The sequence below is a fragment of the Bradyrhizobium sp. 192 genome (assembly GCF_023100965.1).
Lineage (GTDB): Bacteria > Pseudomonadota > Alphaproteobacteria > Rhizobiales > Xanthobacteraceae > Bradyrhizobium > Bradyrhizobium symbiodeficiens.
Genome location: NZ_CP064690.1, coordinates 5,460,093 through 5,474,329, shown reverse-complemented (window position 1 = coordinate 5,474,329; position 14,237 = coordinate 5,460,093). Strand labels below are relative to the sequence as shown.

13 protein-coding genes are annotated in these 14,237 nt (G+C 64.4%); 7 read left to right on the top strand and 6 right to left on the bottom strand.

Annotated features, from left to right (window positions below; translation table 11 throughout):
- The 4 genes from IVB24_RS25365 (at position 1) to IVB24_RS25350 (ending at position 3,799) form a co-directional block, all read left to right on the top strand.
- Positions 1-924 carry a division plane positioning ATPase MipZ gene (locus IVB24_RS25365; protein WP_094977476.1) on the top strand — a complete coding sequence of 308 codons (924 nt, stop codon included), beginning with the start codon at positions 1-3 and terminating at the stop codon, positions 922-924.
- A gap of 342 nt (positions 925-1,266) precedes the next feature.
- Positions 1,267-2,127 (top strand): alpha/beta fold hydrolase, encoded by an 861-nt coding sequence (locus tag IVB24_RS25360; protein WP_094977477.1) that lies wholly within the window; start codon positions 1,267-1,269, stop codon positions 2,125-2,127.
- A 132-nt stretch (positions 2,128-2,259) separates the two neighbouring features.
- A complete protein-coding gene (locus tag IVB24_RS25355; RefSeq protein WP_247769440.1) occupies positions 2,260-3,009 on the top strand; it encodes a VWA domain-containing protein in 750 nt (249 codons plus the stop codon).
- 64 nt (positions 3,010-3,073) lie between these two features.
- On the top strand, positions 3,074-3,799 hold the full coding sequence (locus tag IVB24_RS25350; protein WP_247769439.1) for a DnaJ domain-containing protein: 726 nt from the start codon (positions 3,074-3,076) through the stop codon (positions 3,797-3,799).
- A gap of 237 nt (positions 3,800-4,036) precedes the next feature.
- Here IVB24_RS25350 and IVB24_RS25345 read toward each other — a convergent pair whose 3' ends face one another.
- Complete coding sequence (locus IVB24_RS25345; RefSeq protein WP_247769438.1) at positions 4,037-5,863, bottom strand: D-alanyl-D-alanine carboxypeptidase; 1,827 nt, start codon at positions 5,861-5,863, stop codon at positions 4,037-4,039.
- 387 nt (positions 5,864-6,250) lie between these two features.
- Between IVB24_RS25345 and IVB24_RS25340 the strand changes: the two genes are divergently transcribed.
- Complete coding sequence (locus IVB24_RS25340; RefSeq protein ID WP_094977481.1) at positions 6,251-6,589, top strand: phasin family protein; 339 nt, start codon at positions 6,251-6,253, stop codon at positions 6,587-6,589.
- Between the two features lie 73 nt (positions 6,590-6,662).
- Here IVB24_RS25340 and IVB24_RS25335 read toward each other — a convergent pair whose 3' ends face one another.
- On the bottom strand, positions 6,663-8,018 hold the full coding sequence (locus IVB24_RS25335) for a pilus assembly protein (protein ID WP_247769437.1): 1,356 nt from the start codon (positions 8,016-8,018) through the stop codon (positions 6,663-6,665).
- 481 nt (positions 8,019-8,499) lie between these two features.
- Between IVB24_RS25335 and clpS the strand changes: the two genes are divergently transcribed.
- Positions 8,500-8,832 (top strand): ATP-dependent Clp protease adapter ClpS, encoded by a 333-nt coding sequence (clpS, locus tag IVB24_RS25330; RefSeq protein WP_063194953.1) that lies wholly within the window; start codon positions 8,500-8,502, stop codon positions 8,830-8,832.
- A 321-nt stretch (positions 8,833-9,153) separates the two neighbouring features.
- The gene (gene clpA, locus IVB24_RS25325) at positions 9,154-11,553 is read left to right on the top strand and encodes an ATP-dependent Clp protease ATP-binding subunit ClpA (protein ID WP_094977484.1); all 2,400 of its coding nucleotides are present in this window, start codon (positions 9,154-9,156) and stop codon (positions 11,551-11,553) included.
- Positions 11,554-11,623: 70 nt separating this feature from the next.
- Here clpA and IVB24_RS25320 read toward each other — a convergent pair whose 3' ends face one another.
- The 4 genes from IVB24_RS25320 to IVB24_RS25305 all read right to left on the bottom strand — a co-directional run bounded on the left by IVB24_RS25320 (position 11,624) and on the right by IVB24_RS25305 (position 14,237).
- Positions 11,624-12,079, bottom strand: coding sequence for a PEGA domain-containing protein (locus tag IVB24_RS25320; RefSeq protein WP_247769436.1), 456 nt, complete (start codon positions 12,077-12,079; stop codon positions 11,624-11,626).
- A gap of 129 nt (positions 12,080-12,208) precedes the next feature.
- Positions 12,209-13,630, bottom strand: coding sequence for an MFS transporter (locus IVB24_RS25315; protein ID WP_247769435.1), 1,422 nt, complete (start codon positions 13,628-13,630; stop codon positions 12,209-12,211).
- Positions 13,631-13,720: 90 nt separating this feature from the next.
- Positions 13,721-14,059 (bottom strand): c-type cytochrome, encoded by a 339-nt coding sequence (locus tag IVB24_RS25310; RefSeq protein ID WP_094977486.1) that lies wholly within the window; start codon positions 14,057-14,059, stop codon positions 13,721-13,723.
- Between the two features lie 13 nt (positions 14,060-14,072).
- On the bottom strand, positions 14,073-14,237 hold the full coding sequence (locus IVB24_RS25305; RefSeq protein ID WP_247769434.1) for a hypothetical protein: 165 nt from the start codon (positions 14,235-14,237) through the stop codon (positions 14,073-14,075).

Below are 14,237 nucleotides of genomic sequence, written 5' to 3'. Positions count from 1 at the left end.
ATGCTTGTGCAGGCTAGCCAAGGCCAATCCGGCTCGGCGCATGTGGTCGTGCTCGGCAACGAGAAGGGCGGCTCCGGCAAGTCGACCACCGCCCTGCACATCGCCGTTGCGCTCCTCAAGGCCGGCCAGCGCGTAGCCACCATCGACCTCGACTGCCGTCAGCAGAGCTTCACGCACTACATCGGCAACCGTGCCGCCTGGGCGCGACGCACCGGGCTCGGGCTCGAGTTGCCGACGCACCGCTGCATCAAGCTCGGCGAGACCATGCAGGTCGCCGAGAACGAGAACTCCGAGTTCCAGCAATTCATGGAGGCGGTCTCGGCGGTCGAGAGCAGCTTCGACTTCATCGTCATCGATACGCCGGGCACCGACAGCTACCTCATGCGCCTCGCACACTCGATGGCCGACACGCTGGTCACGCCGATCAACGACAGCTTCCTGGATTTCGACGTGCTCGGCACCGTCGATCCCGCCACCTACGCGGTGACGGGTGAGAGCCATTACGCCGAGATGGTGCGCGACGTCAGGCGCAAGCGCCGCCAGCTCGACGGCGCGACCACCGACTGGATCGTCGTGCGCAATCGGCTGTCCATGCTCGGCTCGCGCAACAAGCAGCTGGTCGCCGAGGGGTTGAAGGATCTGTCGCTGCGGCTCGGCTTCCGCTATGTCGACGGCTTCGCCGAACGCGTCGTCTATCGCGAATTTTTCCCGCGCGGCCTGACCGCCCTCGATGAGATCGACGAGGCTACGCTCGGCATGCGGCCCAATCTCGGCCATCTCACCGCGCGGGAGGAGGTGACGAGCCTGCTCCGCCAGCTCAAGCTGCCGCTGGATGAGCGCGGCCGCCGTCGCGCCGCCAATCGGGCCGAGTGGTTCAACCAGGTCGACAAGCCGCTCGAAGTCCACGACATCCTCGGCGCCTGAGACGGCGGTATATCACTACTTCCGATCGACCTGAGGGCCCGGTTCTCGCTGGAACTGTGGCTGCGTTCGGCCGTTTTCACCTTACGTTGAGCCTGAAATTGAACCCAATCGAGACCGGTTGCGTCGGATGGTGACGTGCATCCTGAAATAACTTGGCGAGGATAGGGTGCCCAGAAAACGTGTGCGCCGCACAACGAAAGGGCTGCAGGTTCACAATATTTAGCCTTCCTGTCACGCGCCTGTGACATATATTAGCGATAGGCGACAAGGGGCCAAAGAGCTCCGGAAGAACACGATTTTCAACAGGGATTCAGGCCGAAGCGCCTGAGGCTGAGGACGAAAATGAAGCGTGGAATTGCCGTTCTGGTTTCCGTCAGTGCTCTCTGCGGCATCGCCTATTTCACGGCGAGCAAGTGGGCCATCAAGCACGAGACCATCACCTTCTACGACGCCTCGCGCGACAATCGCCCGGTGCCCGTGCAAATCGCGGTGCGCCGCGACAAGGAGATGCAGGCCAATGCCGGCATGATCACGCTGCCGGTCGCAGTGATCAATCACGGCAACACCGTCAAGAACACCGAGTACGGCTTCCTCGCCAACATCTTCGCTGCGCGCGGCTACATGGTCCTGAGCCCGCAGCACGATCTGCCGACCGATCCTCCGATGGTGACCAAGCCCGGCGAGCTCTATGTCGGCCGCCTGCCGCAGATCCTGCGCGGCGTCGCCAACATCCATCTCGCCGTGCAGGAGATGAAGAAGGTTCAGCCCAACGCCGACTACGACAAGGTCACGATGGTTGGCCATTCCATGGGCGGCGACATCACGATGTATTTCGCCAAGCAGTATCCGGATGAGGTCAAGAAGGTCGTCACGCTCGACAATCTGCGCGTGCCCTTCGTCACCGCCGGCAAGTTCAAGATCCTGTCGTTCCGCTCGCACGATCCGCAGTTCAAGACCGATGCAGGCGTGATCCCGACCGACGAGGAATGCGAGAAGGCGGGCATCCAGGTCGTGAAGACCGAATTCCAGCACAACGACATGCGCGACACCGGTCCGGATGTCGCCAAGAGCTCGATCCAGGGCATGCTCGACAAATTCCTGAGCGCGACCGACAGCGAGGTTGGACCGGTCGATACGCATTCGTCGCCGCCGAAAATCCTCGAGCCCGGTCCGGTCGCCTTGATGGCGCCTGCCAAGAGCTGACGCCTTCTCCCGAGGCGCCCTCATCGTCAGTCACGATCTGCAAAGCCCCCGCCAGCCTCTGCCGGCGGGGGCTTTGCACATTGACCGGGCTGTTTGCGCTAACCACATTAGCCGCCCACGCAGGGTCAAGGGATGTCGGGAGAACCCATCAAACCGCGCAGCGGCGATGCCGTCTCGGCGCAAGCAGGCCGCGCGGTGCCGCAGGCCGGAACGTCGACTGCGGAAGACATCACCGCCTTCGTGGCCAAGGCGCATGCGCTGTCGCCGCATGCGCCGGGGGCGAAGGGGCGGCTGATCTTCGCGCTGGATGCGACGATGAGCCGGCAGCCGACCTGGGACATGGCCTGCGCGCTGCAGGCCGACATGTTTCGTGAGACCGCCGCGCTTGGCAGTCTCGACATCCGGCTGGTCTATTATCGCGGCTTCAGCGAGTGTCGCGCCACCGGGTGGATCTCCGACAGCACCAGGCTTGCGGCGTTGATGAGCAAGATCGATTGCCGCGGCGGCGACACCCAGATCGGCAAGGTGCTGACCGAAGCGCGGCGCGAGGCGGTCGCATCGGGCGTGCGCGCCGTCGTCTTCGTCGGCGATGCCATGGAGGAGAAGGTCGACGAGCTCTGCGCCAAGGCCGGCGAGCTCGGCATGCTCAACGTGCCCGTGTTCGTGTTTCAGGAGGGGCATGACGCCGTCGCCGAGCAGGCCTTCCGCGAGATCGCGCGCCTGACCGGCGGTGCCTGGTGCCGGTTCGATCCGGGCGCTGCAGCGCAGTTGCGCGAGCTGCTGCGGGCTGCTGCGGCCTATGCCGCCGGCGGTCGCGAGGCCCTGTTGAAGCTGGCGAAGACCGCGAGCGGAGCGGCCAGGCTGATCGGCCAGATGAAGTAGCGCTCGGGCGTCGCGGCCGGGCGTATGCCATGCATTTTGCCGCGAGGGCGACTATATTCCGGTCATGACCCTGATTGCCGGCGCTATCGCAATTATCACGCTCTACCTGCTGCTCCAGATGTTCCGCTCGGCCAACCCGGCGGCGCTGGCGCGCGCGGTCAAATTCGGCGGCGGCGTGGTGGCGCTGGCGGTCGCAGCCTTCACGGGGCTGAAGGGCGAACTGGTGGTGGCGATCCCGCTCGGGATTTTCGGCGCCGGGCTGCTGGGCTGGACGCCGCTGGCAAATGCCAGTTTCGGCAATGTCGGCGGGCTGTTCGGCGGCGGCGCTGCGCCCGCGTCAGGGCAATCCTCGCGCGTGCGCTCGCAATTCCTGGATATGCGGCTCGACCACGGCTCCGGCCAGCTCGGCGGGCAGATCGTCGCCGGGCCTCACGCCGGGCGCGATCTCGGCGAGTTCGATCTCGTCAGCCTGCTGGCCATGGTCCCGACGTTCGATGCCGAGAGCGTAGCCTTACTTGAAAGCTATCTGGACCGCCGGTTTCCCGCCTGGCGTCAGAACGCGCAGGGCGACGCGGCAGGGGGGCAGCGCCGCCCGGCGGCGAGCGGCAAAATGACGGCGGAGGAGGCCTATCAGATCCTTGGCCTGCAGCCGGGGGCGGGGCGCGACGACATCAGCCGGGCCCACAAGTCCCTGATGAAGAAACTCCATCCCGACCAGGGGGGGTCGAACTACCTGGCTGCCCGTGTAAACGAGGCCAAGGATACTCTGCTTCGCACGCATAACGGCTAACTCCGGCACCACGCTACAAACGCCCGTACCGCGTGAGCTCCGCTTGCTCTGTCTGCCGTCGCCCTGACACCCGCCTTGTCGGCGTGGTTGATCTCTTGCGTAAAGTTTTAACCGTAAATCCTTGACGAGAGGTTGTCGCGGAACTGAGTTCTCACGAACCGCTCTGGGCATCACCGCATCCCCAAAACAAAAATGCCCGCGCAGGGCGCGGGCATTTGATCGGAGGGTTGCGAAAGATCAGTTGCGGACGGTCATGCAGGAGATCTCGGCGCGCTTCAGGGTGCGGCAGACCGCTTCGGCCTGGTCGCGATCGAGCCCGGCGAAGCGGGCGCGGTAGAGCTTGCGGTTGTCCTTGGCGACGACAGGCTCGGTGAACGGATCGGCCTTGCTGAGCAGGCCGCGGGCCGAACTGCGCGCGGCGTCGATGCGCTGCTGGGCCTCGTTCTCGCTCTCGAGCGCACCGACCTGGACGATCCAGCCGCTGTGGGTGACCACCGGCTTGGTGGTGGCGCTCATCTGGATCGACATCGGATCGGCGGAGGCGAGCTTCGGAGCGGAAGGGACGGGCGCGGCGGCCGTTGCGGCCGGCAGCACCCCGAGGATGCCGTTGCCGGTGCCGAAGCCCGTCGGCTGACGCGGCAACTCGGTGCGGGCCATCTCGGCCTTCGGCGCTTCCGACTGGCTGACGATTTCGGGCTTGTTGATGAGATCGGCCCGGGCGACGACGGCGCCGGAGGTTTCCGCGACGTCGGACCGGGTCGGAATGGCGTTGGTGATCGGCGGGGCGACCTGAGCGGAGGCGGCGGAGGCGATCTTCACGGCGCCGGCCTTGACCTGAACCGTCTTGACCCGAACCGGCTTCATCGGCTCGGACGAGCCGGGGATGTTGGAGAGCGGCTGGCTCGAGATCACGCCGTTGGTGAGCGGAGCCGGCTCGATCCTGGATTCCGTCGCCCGGACTTCGGGCTTGGTCGGGGCCGGCGGCACCGCGGCCGTCGCAGCCGCGAGCGTCGACAGCCGTGCGGCGAGACGCGACTGAGCGGATTCAGGAGCAGGGGCAGAAGCGGCCTGAACCTGCGGGACGGGACGGGACGGCGCAGGCGAAGCGTCGGCGATTTCCGTGCTGGCGTCAGGGCCGTTGCGCTCCGTGACCGCGGCGACGGTGTGGGTGGTCGCGCCCTTCTCGAGGTTCTCCGCGAGCAGGTTGCGCATGATCGCATCACGCGAGCCGCCGCTGCGGCCGCCGAGCACGACACCGATCAGATGACGGTTGCCGCGGCGTATCGAGGTCACGAGATTGAAGCCGGAGGCGCGGGTGTATCCGGTCTTGATGCCGTCCACGCCCTCGACACTGCCGAGCAGGTGATTGTGGTTGCGGATCGACTGTCCGCGCCAGTTGAACGTCGAGGTCGCGAAATAGCGATAGTAACGCGGGAAGCGCTCCTGGATGGCGCGGCCGAGCGTGGCCTGGTCGCGCGCGGTCGTCACCTGCTCGTCGTTGGGAAGGCCGTTGGCGTTGCGGTACACCGTCTTGGACATGCCGAGCGAGCGCGCCTTGCGCGTCATCATCTGGGCGAAGTCGTCCTCGTCGCCGCCGATCGCTTCCGCGATCACGACGGCTGCGTCGTTGGCGGAGCGGGTGACGAGACCCTTGATCGCGTCCTCGACGCGAATGGTCTGGCCGGCGCGCAAGTTCAGCTTGGTCGGATCCTGATCGGCGGCGTGCTGGGACACCGGCATCTCGGTGTCGAGCTTCATCTTCCCGGACTCGAGACGCTCGAACAGCAGATAGAGCGTCATGATCTTGGTGAGCGAGGCGGGGTGGCGGATCCCGTCCGGGCTGGTCGCCTGCAGCACCGCGCCGGAATTGCCGTCGACGATGATGGACGCGAATTTCGGGCTGGAACTCTCGGACACATCGCGCTGCACCCGGTGGTGCGCGTAATGGCGGCGATGACGCCGCGCCTCGGCGGCATCGGTGGTGAAGATGACCGCGGTGGTGACCGTAAGAAGCCCGAAAACGCCAACCCGCGCCAAGCGCGAAGACAAGTTTTTACGAAGCATGGAACCCCGTCCCCGTTTCTCAACTGATCACCGGCTCGTGAGGCGAAATTGTGCCCAATGGACCCGGGATCATTACCTGCTCAGGCTGTCCCTCCGCTGGTGTTCGCCGCGGGGGACGTTGGGCCTGAACCGCTATTCTGGCTAAGGCGATGTTCTCAAACGGCTTTTGACCGTCTGCGGAAGCTGAACACGTCCAGGAATCAGGGTAGGGGCCCGGAGTTTCCAAAAGCTTAAAGAACCCTTGCGGGAAACCCCGGGAATTTCCGCGATTTGCGTCGAATTTTGTGCGACGCACAAATTTATTGACTTTTTTGTGCGTTGCACTAATTGTGGGCAGAGTCAGGGAGCCGGGGCTTCCCGACGCGAGCCAGGGAAAAGGATTCCGAAATGTTCAAGGTTGAAGACTTTCAGAGCTACGGGAAAGAGCACTTCGAGCAGTACGTCGCCTCCGCGACCTCGGTGCAGCACGGCCTCCAGGCGATCGCCAGCGCCTATGGCGACTATACGAAGAAGTCGTTCGAAGACACCAAGTCCTTCGTCGAGAAGCTTTCCGGCGTGAAGTCGCTGGACAAGGCCATGGAAGCGCAGACCGATTTCGCCCGTTCCGCCTACGAGACCTTCGTTGCGGAATCGCAGAAGATCGCCGGCCTTTACAGCGACCTCGCCAAGCAGGCGTTCAAGCCGGTCGAGACCATCGTGTCGAAGTTCACCCCGGCCGCTCAGTAATTTTTCAGGACGTCCTGGAATCGAAAAGCCCGGCTGAACCAGCCGGGCTTTTTATTTGAATGCCGTCGATCCCTCAGCGCGCCACGCGCAGCTTCGACAGCGATGTGCCGATGTCCTTGAACACCGAAACGGTCTGGCTGGCCGAGGTCACGAGATAGAACTTGTCGGCAGTGCTGGCGCAATATTGCAGCACGCTCGAGGTCGGATCGCCGCCGGTGTTGACCTGGACCGAGTAGATCGTGATGTTGCTGGGTTGGGCCTTGGCGTTGTCGCAGAGCTTCTTCTGTCGCGCGTCGATCTGCGAGGCGTTGCTGTACCAGCGGTTCTGCGTGTTGAGACCGTCGGAGAGCAGCACGATTGCGTCCTTGTAGGTGTAGTTGGTGTCCTTGGCCGGCGCGTTCATGGGATCGCCGGTCGAGAGCGTCATCCAGCCCCAGGCCAGGCCGATGCCCTGGTTGGTGTTGCCGGTGGGCTTCATGGCGTCGATCCGGGTCTTGAGTGCGGACCAGTCGTAGCTCAGCGGCATCACCGGCTGCAGATAGGCCGAACTGCCGGTGTTGCAGTAGGAGTACTGCTCCGCCGGGAACAGCGTGCCGACATTGCCGCTGGTCGGCGTGGTGTTCTTGGTGTCGTAATCCTGGTCGCGGTCGGTCACGCATCCGTTCCAGGTGTTGTGGTTGGCCGGCGTCCAGGTGGAACTGGTGCATTGCCCCCGGTAGTTGCGCGCGGTGCAGGTACTAGTGCCGTTGGCCGCATCCCAATCGCTGAAATCGATCCACGATTTGTTGTAGTTGCTGGCGCCGACATTGACGTCCTTCGCGAAGGGGACGATCGAGATGTAGACGTCGCCGGTATTCTTGGCGAGCGTGCTGAGCTGGTCGACGAGGTTTTTCGCGGCCGTCTGCATCGCCGCCATCTTGCCGTCCTGGGCCATCGACCCGGTGTTGTCGAGCACCAGGGCCACGCGCATGCGCGTCAGGCCCCACGCGCTGGTGGAACTGGTGTCGATGCCGAGTGTCGGAAAGCCGGCGATCTTCATGAAGCTGGTCGTGTAAGTGCCGGTTCCGGTCAGCTGGATTGTCGAGCCGATGTTGGTACTCGCGTTATAGGTGGCTCCGACGCTGACCGATGGCAGGGCCGTGGTGTTGGTGAACAGCGCATTGAAATAGGTCTGCGCCTTGCTGCTGATCTGCGACGTCGTGATCGTGCCGGCCGACAGATCTCTGGAAAGCATCAGCGCGGTGGAGTCCAGGGCCGACTGCATGGAGGAGCGGGCCTGGGCGGCGCGGCTGTAGTCGATTGCGGCGCCGACGAAGCTCAGCACCGGGACCAGCGCGATGGCGAAGATCACGGCGATATTGCCTTGCTCGGCCGCTGCGAAGCGGGCGAATTGTCGACCAAGGCGGCTGACGAGCGGTAGGCGAGACATGACAATCCCCGAGATCGGTGTTTTGCCCGATTTCGCGCCACGCCATTGAACGGCAGGTAAACTCGACCGTAGAAAGCCGGAGGTACCGCGTGAAACCGTCGCATCCGGGTTAACAACCGCGGTTCCTGGTCAATAGGTTCTAAAGGCGCAGTGGCGAAATTTTTGTCAAATCGGTCCGGATTGTTTAACCTTGCTCCGATCGCCCGAACCGGGAATCGGGACCGCTATGGCCGCATCGGCCGGACCTCTGCAAGCTTGCGGCGAGCCGGGGGCAGGCCCATATTGCTGGCGAACGATCCGGTTTGGACCGGATTGTCGGGAGCGGCGATCCAACAAGGCGGCGCGCCTGCGCCAGGCTCCGAAGGCGGAGTCGCGCGGCGACCGCCATTTCGCTTCCATGGGGAATTTGAACGCCTGAGCCATGCCGCAATTGACTTCCAGACCCGACCCGTCCGCGCCAGCCGCTGCCTACGCTCCTCGCATGAGCAATGACGAGAACCGTTCGGGCACCCCCTCGGGTCCGAACACTTCGGTCATCACCAAGGTCAAGCCCAAGACCAAACGGCCGAACCTCTACCGCGTGCTGATCCTGAACGATGACTACACGCCGATGGAGTTCGTCGTCCACGTGCTGGAGAAGTTCTTCAACAAGGACATCGAGGCGGCGACCAAGATCATGCTGCACGTCCATCATCATGGCATCGGGGAGTGCGGCGTATTCACCTACGAGATCGCCGAGACCAAGGTGACGCAGGTGATGGATTTCGCCCGCAAGCATCAGCATCCGTTGCAATGCGTGATGGAAAAGAAGTAGGGCGCCCTGGCGTATTCTTGGCGCTTGTCCGTGGCACCTGTCCTTGAAGTGTGAAGCCGGCGCGCGTGTCGGCCGCAGTGTGATTGCCGCGTGATGCCGCCTCGCGACGTCCGTGAGTCGGCAAAACTACGGATTCTCCACCGGCGCCGATGCCGCCCAAGATCGGAACGGGTTTTGCATCGAAAATACCGCAGGGCTGTCGCCTGCCGGAGTCGCGGAACCGGTCTTTCGCCGCGGTTTTGTATAACTATATGTGACAAAGGTTGTTGTTGCCTGACCGGGCGATGGCGATCATGATGGTGGGGGCCATAGAGGACGCGAATGCCGACTTTTTCTCAAAGCCTTGAACAATCCCTGCATCGTGCACTGGCGATCGCAAACGAGCGTCATCACCAATACGCGACGCTCGAGCATCTGTTGCTCTCCCTGATCGACGATTCCGATGCAGCCGCGGTCATGCGCGCCTGCAGCGTCGATCTCGACAAGCTCCGCACGAGCCTGGTCAATTATCTTGAGACCGAGTTCGAGAATCTGGTCACCGATGGCGCCGACGACGCCAAGCCGACCGCCGGCTTCCAGCGCGTGATCCAGCGCGCGGTGATCCACGTGCAATCCTCCGGTCGCGAAGAGGTGACCGGTGCCAACGTGCTGATCGCGATCTTCGCCGAACGCGAGAGCCACGCCGCGTACTTCCTGCAGGAGCAGGACATGACGCGCTATGACGCGGTCAACTACATCAGCCACGGCATCGCCAAGCGTCCGGGCGTCTCCGAGGCGCGGCCAGTGCGCGGCGTCGACGAGGAAACCGAAGCCAAGGGCGCCGAGGACACCAAGAAGAAGGGCGAGGCGCTCGAGACCTATTGCGTCAATCTCAACAAGAAGGCGCGCGACGGCAAGATCGATCCGGTGATCGGACGCAATTCCGAGATCAACCGCGCGATCCAGGTGCTTTGCCGCCGACAGAAGAACAACCCGTTGTTCGTCGGCGAAGCCGGCGTCGGCAAGACCGCGATCGCGGAGGGCCTCGCCAAGCGCATCGTCGACAGCGAGGTGCCGGAAGTACTGGCGGCCGCTACCGTGTTCTCGCTCGACATGGGCACTCTGCTCGCGGGCACGCGTTACCGCGGCGACTTCGAAGAGCGCCTGAAGCAGGTGCTGAAGGAGCTCGAGGCGCATCCCAACGCCATCCTGTTCATCGACGAGATCCACACCGTGATCGGTGCGGGCGCGACCTCGGGCGGGGCAATGGATGCCTCGAACCTGCTCAAGCCCGCGCTGGCCTCGGGCACGATCCGCTGCATGGGCTCGACCACCTACAAGGAATACCGGCAGCATTTCGAGAAGGACCGCGCGCTGGTGCGGCGATTCCAGAAGATCGACGTCAACGAGCCGACGGTCGAGGACGCGATCGCGATCCTCAAGGGCCTCAAGCCGTATTTCGAGGACTACCACCGGCTGAAGTACACCAACGAGGCGATCGAGGCTGCGGTGCAATTGTCCTCGCGCTACATCCACGACCGCAAGCTGCCGGACAAGGCGATCGACGTGATCGACGAGTCGGGTGCGGCGCAGATGCTGGTGGCCGAGAACAAGCGCAAGAAGACCATCGGCATCAAGGAGATCGAGACCACGATCGCCTCGATGGCGCGGATCCCGCCGAAGAGCGTGTCGAAGGACGATGCCGAGGTGCTCAAGCATCTCGAAACGACCCTGAAGCGCACCGTGTTCGGCCAGGACAGGGCGATCGAGTCGCTCGCGGCATCGATCAAGCTGGCGCGCGCCGGCTTGCGTGAGCCGGAGAAGCCGATCGGCTGCTATTTGTTCTCGGGTCCGACCGGCGTCGGCAAGACCGAGGTGGCAAAGCAACTCGCGGCAAGCCTCGGCGTCGAGCTGTTGCGCTTCGACATGTCCGAATACATGGAGCGTCACACGGTATCGCGCCTGATTGGCGCGCCTCCCGGCTATGTCGGCTTCGACCAGGGCGGCCTGTTGACCGACGGCGTCGACCAGCATCCGCATTGCGTGGTGCTGCTCGACGAAATCGAGAAGGCGCATCCCGACCTCTACAACGTGCTGCTGCAGATCATGGATCACGGCCGGCTCACCGACCACAACGGCAAGCAGGTCAATTTCCGCAACGTGATCCTGATCATGACCACGAACGCGGGCGCTTCCGATCTCGCCAAGCAGGCGTTCGGCTTCACGCGCTCCAAGCGGGAAGGCGACGACCACGAGGCGATCAACCGGCAGTTCGCGCCGGAATTCCGCAACCGCCTCGATGCCATCGTCTCGTTCGGCCATCTCAGCGTCGAGGTGATCGGCACCGTGGTCGAGAAGTTCGTGCTTCAGCTCGAAGCCCAGCTTGGCGATCGCGACGTCACCATCGAGCTGTCCGAACCCGCCAAGGCCTGGCTGGTCCAGCACGGTTACGACGAGCAGATGGGCGCACGTCCCATGGCCCGCGTGATCCAGGAGCACATCAAGAAGCCGTTGGCTGACGAGGTGCTGTTCGGCAAGCTCAAGGGCGGCGGCCACGTCCGCGTCATCCTGGCCAAGGACGAGGCCGACGAGACCAAGGACAAGATCGGCTTCGAATTCGTCGAGGGGCCGGTCACGCCGAAGCAGGAGAAGCTCCCCGGCGCCCGCAAGCGCCCGCCTGGCAAGTCCAAGCCGGGCGGCCCGAAGGGGCCGGCCTCCAAGGGCCCGCTGGTCAAGGCTTGATCAGCGCGCGATGAATAGAAAAGGCCGGCTGCGAAGCCGGCCTTTTGTTTTTGAGGCTGTGCGTGACTCGTTACGTCCCTGCTTCGGGCGCTGGCGCCGGTGCCGGCGTTCGCTGCCTCTTCGGAGCGACGGGCCTGGCGCGGACCGTTGGCTGCATCGTCACGATGACTGGATTGGGCTTGTGATCGGTGGCCGCTCCCGTCGCGGCGTCGACGCCCATGCCGACCACGCCGCCAAGCAGGAGATTGCCGGCAAAGCCGGCGGCGCCCGACGTCGGGATATCCCTGCTGAGCGGCACGATCTGCGGTTCATAGCCTTCCTTCTGGAAGGTGATCGAAATGTCTGCGTTCCGCTTGACGACCACGGAGCAGGGCGTCGTGCAGGTGGTCGGAACTTCCAGTCCGCTGACGACGGCTTCCACGCCTGAAGGTGTCGATGAGATGCTGATGTTCTCGGTCGTAGCGCGCGTGACAGACGCGCAGCCGCCCAGCATGACGCCGAGCGCCGCAATTCCCACGAAACGCATGAAATGCCCCTTATTCCCCGCGCCAATCAAGCGCAACCGGAGCGCGAGCGCAAGAGGTCATTGGTCCGGATAGTTAAGCTGCGCAGGGGTTGTGCACGGGAATGGTAGGCACCGGAAGGTGGGGGTCCGTCAGTCGCCCCGCAGGCGCTGATCGTCCTGCACGCGGACGTGCTCGGCGCCGCGCGCGCCGGCCGGAGACAGTCGCAGCATGCTCAGCACTGCGCCGCAGAGCGCAAAGCCGACGCCCACGAGGAGCGCCAGCCTGGTCCCCTCAACGGGGTACCGTCCGAGCAACAACGCGACCAGCGCGGCACCTGTGGTCTGGCCGAGCAGGCGCGCCGTGCCCAGCATTCCGCTGGCGCCGCCGGCGCGCTCGCGCGGGGCGGCTGCAATCATGGTGCGGTTGTTGGGGGTCTGGAACAGGCCGAAGCCGGCGCCCGCCAATGCCATGCGCCAGATCACGTCGAACGTCGAAGGGTCCGCAGGGACGAAGGCGAGCGCGGCGAGGCCGCAGGCGAACAGCGTAAGGCCGATGCCGCCGAGCAGGCCGGCTGGATAGCGCTCGACCAGGCGGCCGGCGAGCGGCGCCGCGAACGCCACGGCGATCGGCCATGGCGTGATCAACAGGCCCATATGCACCGCCGAATAGCCGAAGCGGCTCTGGAGGTAGAAGGGCATCGCGACGAAGGCCAGCATCTGCCCGCAGAACGAGGCGATCGAGGTCGCGATCGACAGCGCGAACACCGGGATTCGCAGCAGATCGACCGGCAGCAGCGGTGAGCTCATGTGGGTTTCGCGCCAGATCAGCAGCGCACCGGCGACGAACGCGATGGCGAACTGGATCAGGCAGGTGATGGCAGCCTCGCCGTGACCGACGCTGTCGACGGCCGCGATGCCGACGCCGAAGGTGATGGCTGAAAGCCCCGCGCTCTGCCAGTCGAACGAATGGCTGGCGGGCTTGGTGTGCGGCAGGCTGCGCAGGCCCAGCAGCAGCGTCACCGCCCCGAGCGGCACGTTGATAGCGAACAGCCACGGCCAGCTTCCGACCGCGAGGATGCCTGCGGCGATCGTCGGGCCGATGGCGGCCGAGAAGGCGACGACGAGCGCGTTGAGCCCGATGCCGCGGCCGAGCTGGCTGCGCGGGTAGGTGAAGCGCACCAGCGCCGAATTGACGCTCATGATGCCGGCGGCGCCAAAGCCCTGGATGATGCGCGCGGCCGTCAGCAGCGGCAGCGTATGCGCCAGCGCGCAGAAGGCGGATGCCAGCGTGAACAGCACCAGCCCGACCAGATAGACGCGGCGATAGCCGATGATCTCGCCGAGCGAAGCCAGCGGCAGCAGCGAGATGGTGATGGCGAGCTGGTAGCCGTTGACGATCCAGATCGAGAAAGCCGGGCTCGCGTTCAAGTCGGCCGCGATCGTCGGCAGCGCGACATTGGCGATGGCGCTGTCGACCACCGCCATGATGATGCCGAGCGCAATGGTCAGCACCGCCTGGTTGCGCTGTGGCTGCGGCAGGCCGTCGGCGGGCTCGATTGTGATTGACGACATCGTGAAGCGTATTCGGTTGAGGCGCGTTTGCTGGTCCGCAACTTGGTCCGACCCGGGATGGTTCCAGCCGAAGCTGCAGCCGTTTCGGCCCTATCTCGGCTTCCGCGGTTCCTGAATCGCCCTGAGGTAGCTTACCACGGCCTCCGCGTCGTCGCGGCCGAATCGGGCCGTCGGCATGGCGCGGTGTATGCTGCTGTAGCCGTCCTGGAGGCGCTGCATGAAGTCGGGGTCGTAGAGTTTGTTCTCGCCGAGATACCGGAACGGCGGTGCCAACTCATTCGGGCTCGTGCCCGTCCGGCCGACCGCGTGGCAACGCGCACACATCTGCTGCAGCATTGCTTCAGCGCGGCGCTGTTCGAGGTCCAGGGCCTCACTCCCGGTGCTCCACAGAACGCCAACGGCCAGCAGCGCCGGCGCGAACCTGTTCATCGCGCGCACTCCGTCATTCCCAGCGCGAGGTTGCTTTGGCCCAGACGTAGAGTGCGATCAAGGCGATCGTGACCCCCGTCGATAAGATCAGGATGCGGCGATCCCAATCGATCCGCGTCCGCTCCGCTCTACTTAAAGAGAGGGCCGTGAACAGGGCCTTCATCGCAAATCGGTGCAT

Bases quoted from the DNA above. Each gene is read 5' to 3' on its own strand.
- IVB24_RS25365 (WP_094977476.1), top strand. From the start codon at position 1: ATGCTTGTGCAGGCTAGCCAAGGCCAATCCGGCTCGGCGCATGTGGTC.
- IVB24_RS25360 (WP_094977477.1), top strand. From the start codon at position 1,267: ATGAAGCGTGGAATTGCCGTTCTGGTTTCCGTCAGTGCTCTCTGCGGC.
- IVB24_RS25355 (WP_247769440.1), top strand. From the start codon at position 2,260: ATGTCGGGAGAACCCATCAAACCGCGCAGCGGCGATGCCGTCTCGGCG.
- IVB24_RS25350 (WP_247769439.1), top strand. From the start codon at position 3,074: ATGACCCTGATTGCCGGCGCTATCGCAATTATCACGCTCTACCTGCTG.
- IVB24_RS25345 (WP_247769438.1), bottom strand. From the start codon at position 5,863: ATGCTTCGTAAAAACTTGTCTTCGCGCTTGGCGCGGGTTGGCGTTTTC.
- IVB24_RS25340 (WP_094977481.1), top strand. From the start codon at position 6,251: ATGTTCAAGGTTGAAGACTTTCAGAGCTACGGGAAAGAGCACTTCGAG.
- IVB24_RS25335 (WP_247769437.1), bottom strand. From the start codon at position 8,018: ATGTCTCGCCTACCGCTCGTCAGCCGCCTTGGTCGACAATTCGCCCGC.
- clpS (WP_063194953.1), top strand. From the start codon at position 8,500: ATGAGCAATGACGAGAACCGTTCGGGCACCCCCTCGGGTCCGAACACT.
- clpA (WP_094977484.1), top strand. From the start codon at position 9,154: ATGCCGACTTTTTCTCAAAGCCTTGAACAATCCCTGCATCGTGCACTG.
- IVB24_RS25320 (WP_247769436.1), bottom strand. From the start codon at position 12,079: ATGCGTTTCGTGGGAATTGCGGCGCTCGGCGTCATGCTGGGCGGCTGC.
- IVB24_RS25315 (WP_247769435.1), bottom strand. From the start codon at position 13,630: ATGTCGTCAATCACAATCGAGCCCGCCGACGGCCTGCCGCAGCCACAG.
- IVB24_RS25310 (WP_094977486.1), bottom strand. From the start codon at position 14,059: ATGAACAGGTTCGCGCCGGCGCTGCTGGCCGTTGGCGTTCTGTGGAGC.
- IVB24_RS25305 (WP_247769434.1), bottom strand. From the start codon at position 14,237: ATGCACCGATTTGCGATGAAGGCCCTGTTCACGGCCCTCTCTTTAAGT.